The sequence below is a fragment of the Pseudoclavibacter sp. RFBA6 genome (genome assembly GCF_002931575.1).
GTDB lineage: Bacteria > Actinomycetota > Actinomycetes > Actinomycetales > Microbacteriaceae > Pseudoclavibacter > Pseudoclavibacter terrae.
On the sequence record NZ_PSUA01000013.1, the window covers coordinates 1 to 15,380 of the forward strand.

The 15,380-nt window shown below is 68.2% G+C and carries 14 protein-coding genes; 9 read left to right on the plus strand and 5 right to left on the minus strand.

Annotated features, from left to right (window positions below):
- Positions 1–221 precede the first annotated feature (221 nt).
- The 4 genes from C5C17_RS13425 to C5C17_RS18660 form a co-directional block, all read right to left on the minus strand.
- Entirely contained in the window at positions 222–1,292 is a 1,071-nt protein-coding gene (locus tag C5C17_RS13425; RefSeq protein ID WP_104253897.1) for an FUSC family protein, read from the minus strand.
- A gap of 2 nt (positions 1,293–1,294) precedes the next feature.
- On the minus strand, positions 1,295–2,500 hold the full coding sequence (locus tag C5C17_RS13430; protein ID WP_104253898.1) for a folate-binding protein YgfZ: 1,206 nt from the start codon (positions 2,498–2,500) through the stop codon (positions 1,295–1,297).
- On the minus strand, positions 2,493–3,107 hold the full coding sequence (locus C5C17_RS13435) for an FABP family protein (protein ID WP_104253899.1): 615 nt from the start codon (positions 3,105–3,107) through the stop codon (positions 2,493–2,495). The genes C5C17_RS13430 and C5C17_RS13435 overlap by 8 nt, the downstream gene beginning before the upstream one ends.
- 274 nt (positions 3,108–3,381) lie before the next feature.
- The gene (locus C5C17_RS18660; RefSeq protein ID WP_167516421.1) at positions 3,382–3,672 is read right to left on the minus strand and encodes a hypothetical protein; all 291 of its coding nucleotides are present in this window, start codon (positions 3,670–3,672) and stop codon (positions 3,382–3,384) included.
- An 81-nt stretch (positions 3,673–3,753) separates the two neighbouring features.
- On the opposite strand from C5C17_RS18660, the gene C5C17_RS13440 reads away from it, so the two are divergent.
- The 9 genes from C5C17_RS13440 (at position 3,754) to pstB (ending at position 14,068) form a co-directional block, all read left to right on the plus strand.
- Positions 3,754–4,470 carry a winged helix family transcriptional regulator gene (locus tag C5C17_RS13440; RefSeq protein ID WP_258066209.1) on the plus strand — a complete coding sequence of 239 codons (717 nt, stop codon included), beginning with the start codon at positions 3,754–3,756 and terminating at the stop codon, positions 4,468–4,470.
- Positions 4,471–4,478: 8 nt separating this feature from the next.
- Positions 4,479–5,354, plus strand: a complete 876-nt coding sequence (gene mshD, locus C5C17_RS13445; RefSeq protein ID WP_104253901.1) for a mycothiol synthase — start codon at positions 4,479–4,481, stop codon at positions 5,352–5,354.
- Between the two features lie 108 nt (positions 5,355–5,462).
- A complete protein-coding gene (locus tag C5C17_RS13450; RefSeq protein WP_104253902.1) occupies positions 5,463–7,592 on the plus strand; it encodes an RNA degradosome polyphosphate kinase in 2,130 nt (709 codons plus the stop codon).
- Between the two features lie 4 nt (positions 7,593–7,596).
- Positions 7,597–8,556 (plus strand): NUDIX hydrolase, encoded by a 960-nt coding sequence (locus C5C17_RS13455; protein ID WP_104253903.1) that lies wholly within the window; start codon positions 7,597–7,599, stop codon positions 8,554–8,556.
- Positions 8,557–8,686: 130 nt separating this feature from the next.
- Positions 8,687–9,769, plus strand: coding sequence for a phosphate ABC transporter substrate-binding protein PstS (locus tag C5C17_RS13460; protein WP_104253904.1), 1,083 nt, complete (start codon positions 8,687–8,689; stop codon positions 9,767–9,769).
- A 148-nt stretch (positions 9,770–9,917) separates the two neighbouring features.
- Entirely contained in the window at positions 9,918–11,015 is a 1,098-nt protein-coding gene (locus C5C17_RS13465) for a phosphate ABC transporter substrate-binding protein PstS (RefSeq protein WP_104253905.1), read from the plus strand.
- 124 nt (positions 11,016–11,139) lie between these two features.
- A complete protein-coding gene (gene pstC / locus C5C17_RS13470) occupies positions 11,140–12,129 on the plus strand; it encodes a phosphate ABC transporter permease subunit PstC (RefSeq protein WP_104253906.1) in 990 nt (329 codons plus the stop codon).
- Complete coding sequence (gene pstA, locus C5C17_RS13475; RefSeq protein WP_104253907.1) at positions 12,129–13,241, plus strand: phosphate ABC transporter permease PstA; 1,113 nt, start codon at positions 12,129–12,131, stop codon at positions 13,239–13,241. The genes pstC and pstA overlap by 1 nt, the downstream gene beginning before the upstream one ends.
- A 47-nt stretch (positions 13,242–13,288) precedes the next feature.
- Complete coding sequence (pstB, locus tag C5C17_RS13480) at positions 13,289–14,068, plus strand: phosphate ABC transporter ATP-binding protein PstB (RefSeq protein ID WP_104253908.1); 780 nt, start codon at positions 13,289–13,291, stop codon at positions 14,066–14,068.
- Positions 14,069–14,728: 660 nt separating this feature from the next.
- Here the strand turns inward: pstB and C5C17_RS13485 are convergent.
- A complete protein-coding gene (locus C5C17_RS13485; protein ID WP_104253909.1) occupies positions 14,729–15,358 on the minus strand; it encodes a DNA-directed RNA polymerase subunit beta in 630 nt (209 codons plus the stop codon).
- Positions 15,359–15,380: the final 22 nt, after the last annotated feature.

Genomic DNA, 15,380 nt, shown 5'->3' on the forward strand with positions numbered 1-15,380 from the left:
ACCCAGGACGACACGCGCCCGACCTCGTTGCACGTTCCCTCGACCAGCAGTCCGCCCCTCATCCGCTGATCGCTGCCAGCCGAACGGCCCTTCCGAACCGGCCAGAACGGCCACTTCACTGGCAGTGATCGGCGCGCGAGCGCGGCGGAACGTCGCGCTCGGCGGAAAATCGCGCGGTGCGGAAGAAGGTCGCGCGCAGGCAGCGACCGACGTGAGGAGGGCTACTTGACCTCGGGGAGCGCCGTGCGGGCCGCCTCCGGGTCCATGCCGCTCGCGATGAGCAGGTCGACGACGAGGGGCCTGCACTGCATGAGCAGCACGGAATCGGCGAGCTGCGCCCCGTGCAGGTGGTCGGGTTCCAGCCGCGCCGCCGCGATGAGCAGCGTCTGCCGAGACTGGTGCAGCATGGCGTCGTCGTCGAGGCCGAGCCGCAGCTCGAGCATGCCCGACTGGATGTCGCCGAGGAGGTCAGCGAGCTCCTCACGGTGGCGGCCGTCCCAGGACAGCGACCAGGCGCGACGGGCGAGCACGCGCAGGTTCCGCGTTGCGAGGTCGATGCTCGTGCGGAGCTCCACCAGGCGATCGACTCGCCCTCGGTGGTGGCGCATGAACGGCGAAAGGCGGGCGATGGATGCGGCGCTCTCGAGCTCCGTCGACCAGGCGTCGAGCGTGTCCTGCGTCCGGCGCAGCTCCTCGAGCGCGGCGAGCCCTGCGTCACTGTCGCCGCGACGCAGCGCCTGCGAGATGTCGCCGAGTGCCTGCGCCAGCGCCCCGATGAGGCCCTTGGCCTCGTTCTTCGCGAGCGCCGCCGCGTTTCGCGGCACGAGCGCCGTGGCCGCGATCGCGACCGCTCCCCCGATGACCGCGTCCAGGAGCCGCGAGTACTCGGCCACGCCCTGCACGGGGATGAGCTGCACGAGCGATGCCTGCACGGCCGCGCCGATCGCGAAGCCCGGGCTCGGGTGCACGAGCCGGCCGAGCAGCAGCACGACCGCGAGCACGACCGCGACCTGCCAGACACCGCGCCCGAAGAGGACCAGCGAGAGGTTTGAGAGCAGCACACCGAAGGTGATGCCGAGCGCCGTGTCGAACACGCGACGGGGACGCGCGTCCCGCTGCAGCCCGAGACTCGTGATCGCCACCGTCACCGCGAGGAACGGTATGGGATGCCCCAGCCCCCAGTGCGCGATCGCATAGGCCACGAACGCGGCAGCCGTGATCTGCACGACCGCCGGCAGGGAAGCGCGCACGCGAGCGATCGCGGCCCCGACGCCGACAGCCGGAGCCGCCACGTCTACTGCCCGCGGCGCTCGAGGCGCGGCAGCCGAGGTACCTCGGCCGCGCGTCCCGCACCCGGCGAGACGATCGTCGTGGCGCTCGCCGTCACCTGCTGCTCGTCAGCGAGGTGCGCGACGAGGGTGGCGTCCTCCGGGAGGGAGCGCTTCACCAGCGCGAGTGCGATGGGGCCGTCCTCGTGATGGATGGCCACGGAGCTGATTCGTCCGACCGTCTGCGCCCCGGCGTCGCCCTCGACCGACAGGGTGCTCCCGACCTCGGGAAGCTCGCCGAGCGAGCCGTCGAGGTCGAGCAGGACGATCCTGCGCGGCGGGCGACCCAGGAAGTGCACCTTCGCGACGGTCTCCTGTCCGCGGTAGCAGCCCTTCTCCAGGTGCACAGCGCTGCGGAGCCAGTCGAACTCGTGCGGTATCGCACGCGAATCGACCTCGGCACCGAGGCGAGGCCGCCAGGCGGCGATGCGCAGCGCCTCCAGCGCGTGCATGCCCGCGATGGGCAGCTCACCGGACGAGGCGCGGTCGACGAGAGTCTGCAGCCCTGCCCGTTCGACGACATGCAGCTTCACGGGGAAGTCGGCCCCCGGGTGCGCGTCGGCGACACCATCGGCGGGCACGACCGGGTACGCCGAGTAGCTCCAGCCGTGCTCCGGCGGTGCGGCCCACGGGTCGCTCCACACGAGTGGGGTGCCGTTCGGGTCAGCTGCACCGAGGTCCAGCTCACCGAGCGTCGCGATCACGGCGAACTCGCCGGTCACCTCGGCCAGCTGCACGTCGAGCATGAACCGCATCCGGTTCAGCCATGCCGCGAAGGCGGGGGCAGAGTCGCGCTCCGTGATCAGCCAGGTGGCGGTGCCGTCGTCGATGACAGCCGCGCCGTGCTCGATGTGACCCTGGATGTCGAGGAGCAGCGTCTCTGCGCTCTCGCCGGGCTGAAGCGTCGTGAGGCGCTGCGAGGTGAGCGAATCGAGCCAGCTGAGCCTGTCACCGCCGGTGAGGCGGATGATCCCGAGGTGCGATGCATCCACGACCGAGCGACCGGCAGCGAGGTCGCGCTGGTCGGCCGTCACGTGCCCGTAGTGCCAGGCGACGCCAGCGTCGATGCCGACGCCCTCCACCGCGCCGGGAAGGGCGAGGAACGGCGAGCGATACGGCTGGGACTCGTCGGCGTCAGCCGCCGAGCTGCTCGGAACCGCCTGCTCAGTCAAGCTTGGCCAGCTTCGCCGACGCGTGCGTCGCCAGTTCCTGGCCGAGGGCTGCGATATCCCAAGCCCACAGCAGCTCGCCCGCGACGAAGCCGTACATGCGAGTGGACGCGGTGAACTCCTTCGCGCCGGGCGCGAGCAGGACTTCCTCGGTCTTCAGGTCGATGCGCGGGCCTCTGGCGCTGCCGCTGTACCGCTCGAGGAGTCCAGTCGGGTGCACGATCGACACTTCGAGCGGGAACGCCTGGTCATCGTCGCGCAGCCCCTCGACACCATCGGCGTCCGTGATCGTCGCCGGGGCAGTCGGGGGCAGATAGCCGGGACCGACATCGCCGTCGTCCCGGGTGCGAGCCAGCCGCCAGAACCCCGTCTCGCCCGTGAGCGGGATCTGCACGGGCTCGTCGCCGGTGCCTTCCTCGAGCCACAGCTGAGCGGAGTAGTTGAGGTAGGGGAGGCCGTCGTGGCTGAAGCTCACGCGCTGGCGGAACGCCTGCTCGCGCACTTCCTCGCCCACTTTGTACTCGACGTGGCCGGTTCCCTCCCACACGCCGAGCAGCCAGGAGAGCGGCACGATCTCGGGCGGGAGGTCAGTGGGGATGTCGTAGACCATCGGGGGTTTCCTCTCGATCCGGCTGCGGTGTCGCTCCGCTGGGCTGCTTAGTTCTGGCCCTTGAAGAGGTTCTTGAGCACGACCACGGAGACGAAGCTGATGGCGGCGAGCGCGAGCACCAGCAGCCCGGTGAAGATGATTTCGATAACAAGCACGGTGTCCATGCCGACCATCTTAGCCGTGCGGATGCACGCGAGAGTCAGTGCGGATGCACGCGAGAGTCAGTGCGGACGCACGCGAGAGTCAGTGCGGATGCACGCGAGAGGCGGCGCGCCTAGCTGTGGCTCGGCGTGCCGACGACCGCGTCTCCGCCGAGCAGCGCGAAGCCGAGGGACGCGACGCCGAGCACGACAAGCGCCCCGACGAGGCTGAGGCTCATCCTCATGATGAACCCGTCGCTCTCCTGCAGGCGAAGCTGGAGGAGGCAGGTGAGGCAGATGAGCGTCAGCATCAGAATGCTCACCCAGACCAGATGCCGCGACGGGTCAGCGAGGACCGCGACGCCGAATACTCCGACGATGGCCGCCAGCCAGACGATGCCGATGCTCACTCGTTCGCGGGTCATTGCCCCATTGTGCACGCTGGAGCTGTCCCGAGGGTGCGTAGACTAGCGAGCGAGTCCGACCAAACATCGAGGAGGCCACATTTGGCAGACGTCCTCTTGTTCAGCGCCGGCGGCGTCGAGCACGCTCTCCCTTCCCTCACTCTGCTGGCGCACCGCGTCCGGGTGCTCCCTCCGACCGCATCCGCCCTCGCCTCGGCCCCACAAGCCGACGCCAACATCATCGACGGCACCAGCGACCTCCCGAGCGCGAAGCGCCTGTGCGGGGTCCTCAACACGATCGAGTCCTCGGTTCCGGTGCTGCTCGCCATCACGGAGGGCGGCCTCCCGGCCATCTCCTCCGACTGGGGCATCGGCGACGTCATCCTGCGCACAGCGGGACCGGCGGAGGTGGATGCGCGCATCCGTCTCCTCCGCCCGCAGGCCGCAGTGGAGGAGCCGAGCGGCACGATCGCCATCGGCCCCCTCACGATCGACGAGCACAGCTACACCGCCAGGTATCGCGGGCGCACCCTCGACCTCACCTTCAAGGAGTTCGAGCTGCTGCGCTACCTCGCCTCGCATCCCGACCACGTGTTCACGCGGGAGCGGCTGCTGAGCGAGGTGTGGGGGTACGACTACTTCGGCGGCACGCGCACGGTCGACGTGCACGTACGGCGCCTCCGCGCGAAGCTCGGAGACCAGGAGAGCGTCATCGGCACGGTCCGCAATGTCGGCTATCGCCTGCTGCGCGGGGGCGAGGCCTCACGCGACGAGCCTTCGGCCACGGGCCAGGCAGACGACGCGACCGCCAAGGCCTAGGAGCCGAGATGCCCGAAACCCCCGAGATCTCCACCACGGCGTCGGCCGACGCTCGCGGCGACGAGATCCGCGCCATCGCCGACGCCGCGCTGTCCGCGGACGGTGTCTCCCCGTTCAACGAGGACACGATGCTGTCGCTCGACGCTCGGCGGATCGCCGCCATCGACGACTCGGGTCAGCTCGTCGCCGTGGCGCTCACGAGGGACCTCGGCGACGGGACGGTCGAGGGCGAGCTGGTCGTGCATCCAGCGCATCGCCGAGCAGGCCTCGGTGGACGGCTCTACGACGCAGTCTCCTCGGCCGAAGCTCCCCCGGTCCTCTGGGCCCACGGGAACCTGCCAGGCGCATCGGCGCTCGCCGAGAGCCGGGGACTCGAGGCCGTGCGAACGCTCCTCAAGCTCGGGCGGCCGATCACCGATGCCGACGCCGGTGCGACCCCTCTCCCCGACGGGCTCACGATCGCGCCCTTCACGGACGCGGATGCCGACGACTTCCTGGCGCTGAACGCCATCGTGTTCCGCAGTCACCCAGAACAGGGCGCGCTCGACGCCGCAGGCCTCGACGCCCGACGGTCGACCGACTGGTTCGACGCCGACGACTTCCTGCTCCTGCGCGACGAGGACGGCGCACTCCTGGGCTACAACTGGCTCAAGCGAGAAGTCGACGAGGTCGAGATCTACGTCGTCGGCATCGCGCCAGAGGCAGCGGGCCGCGGGCTCGGCCGTGCCCTCATGCAGGCCGGCCTGCAGCGGATGCACGCCACGGGCGCCAGCGAGACCTCGCTGTACGTGGAGGGCGACAACACGGCAGCGCTCGCGCTCTACCGCTCCCTCGGCTACGAGCAGCTCTCGATCGACGTGCAGTACCGACACCGCCGTTCATGAACCGTTTGAATGGGTCTGCTGAGCTTCACCCCCACAGGATCATCTCGATCCTGCGGGACCGTCGCATCGAGGCACCGTTCTTCACCGCACACCTGCAAGGATGACCGCATGACAATCGAACTCCGCGCACCCGAGGCCGCCGCAGACTCGCCGGACATGCCGCGTAGCCGCTTCGTCGACCGCGAGCTCAGCTGGCTCGCCTTCAACCAGCGTGTGCTCGAGCTCGGCGAGGACCCCTCGACGCCGCTCCTCGAGCGGGCGAACTTCCTCGCGATCTTCTCCTCGAACCTCGACGAGTTCTTCATGGTGCGCGTCGCCGGTCTCAAGCGCCGCATCGCGACCGGCCTCGCCGTCCCGACCCCAGCCGGCGTCCCGCCGCAGGTGGCCCTCGACACCATCCGATCCAAGGCCTACGAGCTGCAGAAGCGGCACGCGGCGATCTTCAACGACAGCGTGCGCCCGGAGCTCGCCGACCAGGGCATCCACATCGTCAGCTGGGACGAGCTCTCCGACGCCGAACGCGTCGAGCTCGGCGACCTCTTCGACGAGCAGATCTTCCCAGTGCTGATGCCGCTCGCCGTCGACCCGGTGCACCCGTTCCCCTACATCTCGGGGCTCTCCCTCAACATCTCCGTGCGCGTCTACAACCCGCGCAGCGAGAAGGAGGAGTTCGCGCGCCTCAAGGTGCCGCCCGTGCTCCCGCGGTTCTACCCGCTGCAGTCCGACCACGGCAAGGCGCGCTTCATCCTGCTCGAAGACCTCATCGCGCAGCACCTCGGTCACGTCTTCCCCGGCATGAAGATCCTCGATCACCACGCGTTCCGCCTCACCCGCAACGAGGACATGACGATCGAGGAGGACGAGACCGAGAACCTCCTGCAGGCCCTCGAGAAGGAGCTCCTGCGGCGCCGCTTCGGCCCGCCCATCCGCCTCGAAGTGTCCAACGACATGGACGACGAGACGCTCGAACTCCTCATGACCGAGCTCGACATCACCCACAACGAGGTGTACGTCCTCCCCGGCCCACTCGACCTGGGCGGCCTCTTCGCGCTCGGCGCGATCAACCGGCCGGACCTGAAGTATCCGACGCACGTGCCCGTCACCGCAGCGGCGTTCCGCACGTCCGAAAGCGACGAGAAGCCGGACATGTTCGGTGCGATCGCGCGCCGCGACGTGCTCGTCCAGCACCCGTACGAGGCGTTCTCCACGAGCGTGCAGGCCTTCCTCGAGGTTGCCGCAGCCGACCCGAACGTGCTCGCCATCAAGCAGACCCTCTACCGCACGTCAGGCGACAGCCCCATCGTGAACGCCCTCATCAAGGCGGCCGAATCCGGCAAGCAGGTGCTTGTCCTCGTCGAGATCAAAGCGCGCTTCGACGAGCAGAACAACATCGTCTGGGCACGCAAGCTCGAGAAGGCCGGCGTGCACGTCGTCTACGGAACCGTCGGGCTCAAGACCCACTGCAAGCTCCTCCAGGTCATCCGCAAGGAAGACAACGAGCTCAAGATGTACAACCACATCGGCACGGGCAACTACAACCCGAAGACGAGCCGCATCTACGAGGACCTCGGCCTCTTCACCTGCAACGAGAAGATCTCCCGCGACATCACGCGCCTCTTCAACCAGCTCTCCGGCTACGCCATCGAGCGCAAGTTCACGCGACTCCTCGTCGCCCCCATGCACCTGCGCCCGGGACTCCTCAACCTCATCGACAAGGAGCGCAAGAACGCGCTCGACGGCAAGCCGAGCCGCATCCGCATCAAGGTCAACTCCATGGTCGACGAGGAGATCATCGACGCCCTCTACCGCGCGAGCCAGGCGGGCGTGCCCGTCGACATCTGGGTCCGCGGCATCTGCGGCCTCCGCCCAGGAGTCCCCGGCCTCAGCGAGACCATCCGTGTGCGCTCCGTCGTCGGCCGCTACCTCGAGCACTCCCGCATCTTCTGCTTCGCGAACGACGGCGACGAACGCGTCTTCATCGGCTCAGCCGACATGATGCACCGAAACCTCGACCGCCGCATCGAAGCGCTCGTGCGCATCATCGACGAGCACCACGCCGCCGACATCGCGGCGATGTTCGACCTCGCGATGGACGACACGACCGCGACCTGGCACCTCGGTTCCGATGCCGAATGGGTCCGCCACGCCAGAGACGAGAACGGGCAGCGCCTCACCGACCTCCACGACGAGATGATGCGACGCATCAGCAAGCGTCGCAGGCCCACCACGCTGGCCTGACCGGATGACGATCGACACCCCTGCCGCCTCGCGCACCGTCTACGCGGCAGGCGCTGTGCTGTGGCACGAGGACGTTGCGGACGACAAGCTCAAGGTGCTCGTCATCCATCGTGGGCGCCACGGGGACTACTCGCTGCCGAAGGGCAAGGTCGACCCCGGCGAGACGCTGCCGGAGACCGCCGCACGCGAGGTCGAGGAAGAGACCGGCTACGAGGCCAAGCTCGGCGCGCCGCTCGGATACATCGAGTACGTCATGCCGAACGGCCGACCGAAAGAGGTCCACTACTGGACCGCGGAGGTCGACGAAGCATCCTTCGAGGCGCACGTCTTCGAACCGAACGACGAGGTGGACGCCATCGAGTGGGTCTCCCTCAAGAAGGCCAAGAAGCTCCTCAGCTACGACAGGGACCGCGAGCTGCTCGAGGTCTTCGCCGACAGGTACCGTCGCGGACTGCACCGGACCTTCGCCATCCTCGTGCTGCGCCACGCGACGGCCGTGCCCCCGCAGTCGTGGCCGGGCGACGACGACTCCCGCCCGATCACAGCGCGCGGCCTCGAGCAGGCCGAGACCGTCGTGCCGATCCTCCGGGCGTTCGGGCCCGAGGCCGTCATCACCTCGAATGCGGTCCGCTGCCGCTCGACGGTCGCCCCCATCAGCTCGCTCCTGGGGCTGACGCCTCAGGTCGAGCGCAGCATCGCGCAGGGCTCCTACACGCGAGACGAAGAGGAGCTCGACGAGGTCGTCCGGAAGCTCATCGCGAAGCGCCGCAGCACCGTGATCTGCAGTCATTCCCCGGTCATGCCCGCCATCGTCCGCTCCATCGCCCTGTACACGGCGACGCGCCCGAGCTCGCTCGCGCGTCACGCCATGCTCTCGACCGGTGAGTGCTCCGTGATCCACGTGCCCGTCAACCACCCGAGGGCGGGTGTCGTCGCCGCCGAGACGCACGGTCCGATCACCTGATCCATGCCGTCGGATGCGCCTGCGCGGGGGCCCATCCCTTCACCCGCGCGTCACGTCCCGTCGACTTCTCGTCCATACTGATGCAGGCGGATCTTGCGATCGCCTGACACCTGATGGCAGAAGGAACTCGATGCACCACTCCCGAGCACTCGCCGCCCTGGCGCTCCTCGCAACCACCGTTCTCGTGACGAGCGGATGCGCGCTCAACGAGATCTCGGTCAGCAAGGACCCGCGCTCGCAGCACCTCTCCGGCGTGCTGAGCGCCTCTGGCGCCTCCTCGCAGGGCGTCGCGCAGACCGCGTGGATCGCGGGCTTCTATCCCATCGAGCCTGACGTGCGAGTGAACTACGCGGGTGGTGGCTCGGGCGCCGGGCGTTCCGACTTCCAGAACGGCACCTCCGCGTTCATCGGCTCCGACCGCGCCTTCGACATCGAGGAGATCGAGGAGGGCCCGTTCCGGACCTGCGCAGAGGGCAGCGATCTCGTGGAGATCCCCGCCTACATCTCTCCCATCGCCGTCGCCTTCGCGCTTGAGGGCGTCGACGAGCTGCGCCTCGACGCGGCGACGATCGCTGGCATCTTCGCCGGAGACATCGACTCGTGGGACGCGCCGGAGATCGCCGCCCTGAACCCGGACGCCACCCTGCCGTCGCTCGCCATCACCCCCGTGCACCGCTCGGACAAGTCCGGGACGACCGGCAACTTCACCGCCTACCTGGACGAGGCCGCCGGCGACGCCTGGAGCTACGGCGAAGTCGACGAGTGGCCCGTCGAGAGCGGCGAAGCCGCGCAGGAGAGCGCAGGCATGCAGCAGGCACTCCGCGCCAACGGCACGATCGGGTACATGGATGCATCCGCGGCCGACGGCCTCACGACGGCGGCAGTCGAGACCGGCGGCGAGTACGTGCCCTTCTCCCCAGAAGCCGCCGCAGCCGTCGTCGACAACTCGACGATCGAAGACGGGCGTGCCGCGACCGACCTCGCCTTCGAGCTCAACCGCACGACGCCGGGCGTCTACCCGATCGTGCTCGTCTCCTACCTCATCGGCTGCGCCGAGTACGCCGACGCCGACGAGGGCACAAACGCGAAGGCCTACTTCAGCTACGTCGTGAGCGAAGAAGGGCAGGCGGCATCGGCAGCGGCTGCCGGATCAGCGCCCATCTCCGCCACCCTCCGGGCGCAGATCGAACCCGTCCTGGAGCAGATGAAGTAAGCGGATGCGGGTGAAATCTGCGCGCATTCCCAGCCCGTTCACCCTCCGTTCACTTTCCCCGCCCCTCCTCGTCACCCTTCGCGCATAGCGTCACCGACGGATCGCAACTGATCCAACGGAATGTCACCTGTCCCCGAAGGGAAACTCCATGAAGTTCACGCGAGTAGGCGCATCGGTCGCCATGGCCGCAATCGCCGCACTCACGCTTGCGGCTTGCGCCAGCAACGAGCCAACCGCAGCAGAGCCGGGAACCGCAGTCGAGGGCGCAGGATCGCTCACGGGCACGCTGGCCGCATCCGGCGCCTCGTCGCAGGGCACCGCCCAGACCTCCTGGATCGCCGGCTTCGCCGCGGTCGAGCCAGGCATCCAGATCAACTACGCGGGTGGCGGCTCCGGCGCCGGCCGCACCGACTTCACGAACGGCACGTCCGCCTTCATCGGCTCCGACCGCGCGTTCAAGATGGAAGAGATCGAAGCAGGCGGCTTCGGCAACTGCGTCGACGGCACCGACCTCGTCGAGATCCCCGCCTACATCTCCCCCATCGCCGTCGCATTCAACGTCGAGGGCGTCGACACGCTCAACCTCGACCCCGCGACCCTCGCCAAGATCTTCAAGGGCGAGATCACCAACTGGAACGCCCCCGAGATCGCCGCGCTCAACGCGGGCGTCACGTTCCCCGACCTCGCCATCACGCCGGTCCACCGCTCCGACACCTCGGGCACCACGGGCAACTTCACGTCCTACCTCGTCGAGGCAGCCCCCGACGTGTGGACCTTCGAGGACAGCGACGACTGGCCCATCGAAGGCGGCGAAGGCGCCCAGGAGACCCCCGGCGTCCAGCAGGCGCTGACCTCCGGCAACGGCACCATCGGCTACCTCGACGCATCCGCGGCCGGCGACCTGAGCACGGCCGCCATCCAGACCGGCTCCGAGTTCGTCGAGCTCTCCCCCGAGGCGGCAGCCGCCGTCGTCGACAACTCCACGCTCGAGGAAGGCCGCGCAGCGACCGACCTCTCGTTCGAGCTCGACCGCTCCGCTGAAGGCGTCTACCCGATCGTCCTGGTCTCCTACCTCATCGGCTGCGCCGAGTACACGGACCCGGCCGTCGGCGCCAACGTCAAGGCGTACTTCGACTACGTCATCAGCCCCGAAGCGCAGGATGCAGCAGCCGAGAACGCGGGCTCCGCGCCCATCTCGGACGACCTGCGCACCCAGGCACAGGCAGCAGTCGACGCCATCAAGTAGTCCGCGCGGACTGAAGTTCCGTTTCAGCCCGGTGCCGTGCTGTGAAAGCATGGCACCGGGCGATTCGGCTCTCTTCAGCTCCTCGCCCCGCTCCACCCAAATGACTTAGGGAAACCCTCAGCAGATGACTGCAGAACTCGCCCCAGATGCGGGCACATCGGTGAAGGCCAAGTCGCGTCCTGGCGACCGCGTCTTCAGCTTCCTCTCGACGTTCTCCGGATCGCTCATCCTCGCGATCCTCGCCGCCGTGTTCTTCTTCCTGCTCTTCCAGGGACTCCCGGCCTTCTTCCCCGACGCGGCCGAGAACAGCCACTTCGTCGCCGGTGCGAGCAACCTCGCCGAGCCGGACGCCGAAGGCAACTTCTTCTGGTACGTGCTGCCGCTCATCTTCGGAACACTGTGGGCCTCACTGCTCGCGCTGCTCATGGCAGTCCCCGTCGCCATCGGCGTCGCCCTCTTCATCACGCACTACGCGTCGCGCAAGCTCGCAGCCCCCCTCGGCTACGTCATCGACCTGCTCGCCGCAGTTCCCTCAGTCGTCTTCGGCCTCTGGGGCGCAACCGTGCTCGGACCGTTCGTGCAGCCCTTCTACGTCTGGCTCAACGAGAACCTCTCCTGGCTACCCTTCTTCCAGGGGCAGGTCTCGGCGACGGGACGCACCATCCTGACCGCCGCCATCGTGCTCGCCGTCATGGTGCTCCCCATCGTCACCGCCCTCACCCGCGAGGTCTTCCTCCAGACGCCGCGCCTCCACGAAGAGGCATCGCTCGCCCTCGGCGCCACCCGCTGGGAGATGATCAAGATGGCCGTGCTGCCCTTCGCGCGCGGCGGCATGGTGTCCTCCGTCATGCTCGGCCTCGGACGCGCCCTCGGTGAGACCATGGCCGTCGCCATGGTGCTCTCCGCGACCGGCGTGATCACCTTCCAGCTGACGTCGAACACCAACCCGTCGACGATCGCCGCCAACATCGCACTCTCCTTCCCAGAGGCGTCGAACCTCGACATCAACGTGCTCATCGCATCCGGTCTCGTGCTCTTCGCCATCACCCTCCTCGTGAACTCCCTCGCACGATGGATCGTGAGCCGCCGCAAGGAATTCTCAGGAGCCAACTGATGACCTCAACACTGCAGAAACCAGCCCAGAACCAGTCGGCTCCCGAGATGATCAACCCGCTCACGCACGGCCGCCTCCCCAAGTGGGGCCCGTACGCGATCCTCGTCGGAGGCTTCGCGCTCTCGGCCGCCATCACCCTGCTCCTCGCGGCAGGCGGAGGCGAGTTCAACTGGACCGGCTTCGCGGTCCTCGGCGCGATCTTCTACATCGCGGGCCAGTGGGTCATCGCCCGCATCATCGAAGGCTCCCGCCAGGCCACCAACCGCTTCGTGACCTCGCTCGTCACCGCAGCATTCGTCCTGGCCCTCGTCCCGCTGCTGTCGCTGCTGTTCACCCTCGTCGCGAACGGCGTCGCCCGCTTCGACCCGACCTTCTTCTCGTCCTCCATGGTCGGCGTCGTCACAGAAGGCGGCGGCGGCATCCACGCCATCGTGGGCACGCTGCTCATCACGCTCGTCGCGACACTCATCTCGGTGCCGATCGGCCTCTTCACCTCGATCTACCTCGTCGAGTACGGCAAGGGCCGCCTCTCCCGGGCCATCAACTTCTTCGTGGACGTCATGACGGGCGTTCCGTCGATCGTCGCCGGTCTGTTCGCCTACACGATGATCATGCTCATCCTGCAGACGCTCGGCATCCCGCTCACCAACGTGCGCACGGGACTCGCCGGCTCGATCGCCCTCACCGTCCTCATGATCCCGACCGTCGTGCGCTCCTCGGAGGAGATGATCCGACTCGTCCCCAACGAGCTCCGCGAGGCCTCCTACGCGCTCGGCGTGCCGAAGTGGCTCACGATCTCCAAGGTCGTGCTCCCCACCGCGCTCGCCGGCATCACGACCGGCGTCATGCTCGCCATCTCGCGCGTCATCGGCGAGAGCGCGCCACTGCTCATCGCGGCCGGGTTCAACATCTACATGAACTACAACATGACCCAGGGCGCCATGATGAGCCTCCCCGTCTTCGTCTACCGCTCGTACACGCAGCAGGTCGGCGCGGGAGCCGAGAACATGCTCAACCTCGCCTGGACGGGCGCGCTCGTCCTCCTCATCATCGTCATGCTGCTCAACCTGCTCGCACGCATGATCACCAAGTTCTTCGCCCCCAAGGGCTAACCGGTCAGACTGACCAGGCCGACCAGCCAGGAAGTTAGGGAAATACAGTGTCCAAGCGCATCGAAGTCAACGACCTCAACGTCTACTACGACAAGTTCAAGGCCGTCGAAGACGTCTCCATGATCATCGAGCCCCGCAGCGTCACCGCCTTCATCGGCCCATCCGGCTGCGGCAAGTCGACCTTCCTCCGCACCCTCAACCGCATGCACGAGGTCATCCCCAAGGCGTGGGTCGACGGCGAAGTCCTCATCGACGGCAACAACCTCTACGGCCCAGGCGTCGACCCCGTCCTCGTGCGACGTCAGGTCGGCATGGTCTTCCAGCGCCCGAACCCGTTCCCCACCATGTCGATCCGCGAGAACGTCCTCGCCGGAGTGAAGCTCAACAACACGCAGATCTCCAAGAGCGACGCCGACGCACTCGTCGAGAAGTCGCTCCAGGGAGCCAACCTGTGGAAGGAGGTCAAGGACCGCCTCGACCTCCCCGGGTCCGGACTCTCCGGCGGCCAGCAGCAGCGTCTCTGCATCGCCCGCGCGATCGCCGTCTCCCCCGACGTGCTCCTCATGGACGAGCCCTGCTCGGCGCTCGACCCCATCTCGACGCTCGCCATCGAGGACCTCATCGAGGACCTCAAGACCGAGTACACGATCGTCATCGTGACCCACAACATGCAGCAGGCGTCGCGCGTCTCCGACAAGACCGCCTTCTTCAACATCGCGGGCACCGGCATGCCGGGCAAGCTCATCGAGTACGACACGACGAAGACCATCTTCGAGAACCCCTCCGTCCAGGCGACTGAGGACTACGTCTCGGGCCGCTTCGGCTAGGCCGCACTCCCCCACATCACGACGAAGGCCCCGGCGATCTCGCCGGGGCCTTCGTTGCGCGCCGCGTCGCTCCCCGATTCCGTCGTCGCTCGCGGCGGCCGCTCCTCGATCTCCCCGACTCCGGATGGGTTGCGCGCATGCAGATGGGTTGCAACGCATCCCGAGGCGCGAAACCCATCTCGAAACGACGGATGGACCGCGCGGCCGTCGAGGCGACGCGGCGACGCGGCGACGCGGCGACGCGGCGACTCGGCGACTCGGGGTGGGATTCTCGCTTCGTGCTGGAGAACTTCCCGCAACGATGCGAGGTTTCCATCCCGAGACGACGGATGCGGTGCGCGGCCGCGGGGAAGAGAAAAGCCAGGCCGCAGGAACGCCTCTCGGCGGAAGGCCGCTCGCAGCGGCGAATATTGGAGCCCGGGGTTACTGCGGCCCGGCGACGTCGAGTTTACCGAACCTCGGGCTCATCGGAAGCCGGATCGGCTCTCCGCGAACAAGTCCTGCGTCATGCCGCATTCGAGTCGCCGCAAAGGGTCGCTCGGACGCCCGCTCTGGACGCGACGTGCCCCAAAGGGTGGTCCGGGAGCTCCTCTGACAGCCATTCGGGCGAAGTCGCGGGCGGAACCGGCGGGTGCCCCGTGCGCGTGCGTGCGTGAGAGTTCAGTCGAGGGTGTCGAGGCGCCACATGCCGGCGGAGGCGTGCAGGTCGTCGCCCATCTCGAGGTAGCGGATGGCGCGACGCGTCGATTGCCTGGCCCGAGCCGGCGCGGGCCCTTCCTCGTCTTTCGCGAGACTGGTCGCGCCCTGCGACATGACGCGGCAGAAGGCGGCTGCTCGCTCGAGCGCGAGCGCGAAGTCTCCGGAGAAGGCGCCGTGCAGGATGAGGTCTGCGAGGGCGACGACCTCTTCTGGGCCAGTCGGTGTGGCGGCTCCCGCGACGACGGAGCTGATCGAGCGGTCGACTTCGTAGCCGCGACGGAAGAGGTAGCTCGTCTCCGCGGGGTTCGCTCGCACGGCCTGCCGCAGCAGGTAGAGACGCCACAGTGCGCCCGGCAGCGATCGTGAGCTGGCGCCGGCCCAGAGCTCGGCGATCTCGTCGATGCCGTGCTCGTCGGCATAGGCGACAAGACGCGCGACGACGGCCTGGTCCCCCTCGCCGCGCGCGCGCTGCAGCAGCGCCCTGGCCGTGTCGTGGGCGACGCGGCTCACCGCCGCGGGGTCGTCGGCGCCGATGAGCGCTTCGAACGCCTGCGATGGCACGCGCACGGGCCTGTGGTGTCGTTCCGTCATGCTGCCCCTCTCGCCGCCTGAG

What these genes read in the sequence shown, in the direction of transcription:
- C5C17_RS13435 (WP_104253899.1), bottom strand. Translation starts at nt 3,107, where the DNA reads ATGGTCTACGACATCCCCACTGACCTCCCGCCCGAGATCGTGCCGCTC.
- C5C17_RS18660 (WP_167516421.1), bottom strand. Translation starts at nt 3,672, where the DNA reads ATGACCCGCGAACGAGTGAGCATCGGCATCGTCTGGCTGGCGGCCATC.
- mshD (WP_104253901.1), top strand. Translation starts at nt 4,479, where the DNA reads ATGCCCGAAACCCCCGAGATCTCCACCACGGCGTCGGCCGACGCTCGC.
- C5C17_RS13450 (WP_104253902.1), top strand. Translation starts at nt 5,463, where the DNA reads ATGACAATCGAACTCCGCGCACCCGAGGCCGCCGCAGACTCGCCGGAC.
- C5C17_RS13455 (WP_104253903.1), top strand. Translation starts at nt 7,597, where the DNA reads ATGACGATCGACACCCCTGCCGCCTCGCGCACCGTCTACGCGGCAGGC.
- C5C17_RS13460 (WP_104253904.1), top strand. Translation starts at nt 8,687, where the DNA reads ATGCACCACTCCCGAGCACTCGCCGCCCTGGCGCTCCTCGCAACCACC.
- C5C17_RS13465 (WP_104253905.1), top strand. Translation starts at nt 9,918, where the DNA reads ATGAAGTTCACGCGAGTAGGCGCATCGGTCGCCATGGCCGCAATCGCC.
- pstC (WP_104253906.1), top strand. Translation starts at nt 11,140, where the DNA reads ATGACTGCAGAACTCGCCCCAGATGCGGGCACATCGGTGAAGGCCAAG.
- pstA (WP_104253907.1), top strand. Translation starts at nt 12,129, where the DNA reads ATGACCTCAACACTGCAGAAACCAGCCCAGAACCAGTCGGCTCCCGAG.
- C5C17_RS13485 (WP_104253909.1), bottom strand. Translation starts at nt 15,358, where the DNA reads ATGACGGAACGACACCACAGGCCCGTGCGCGTGCCATCGCAGGCGTTC.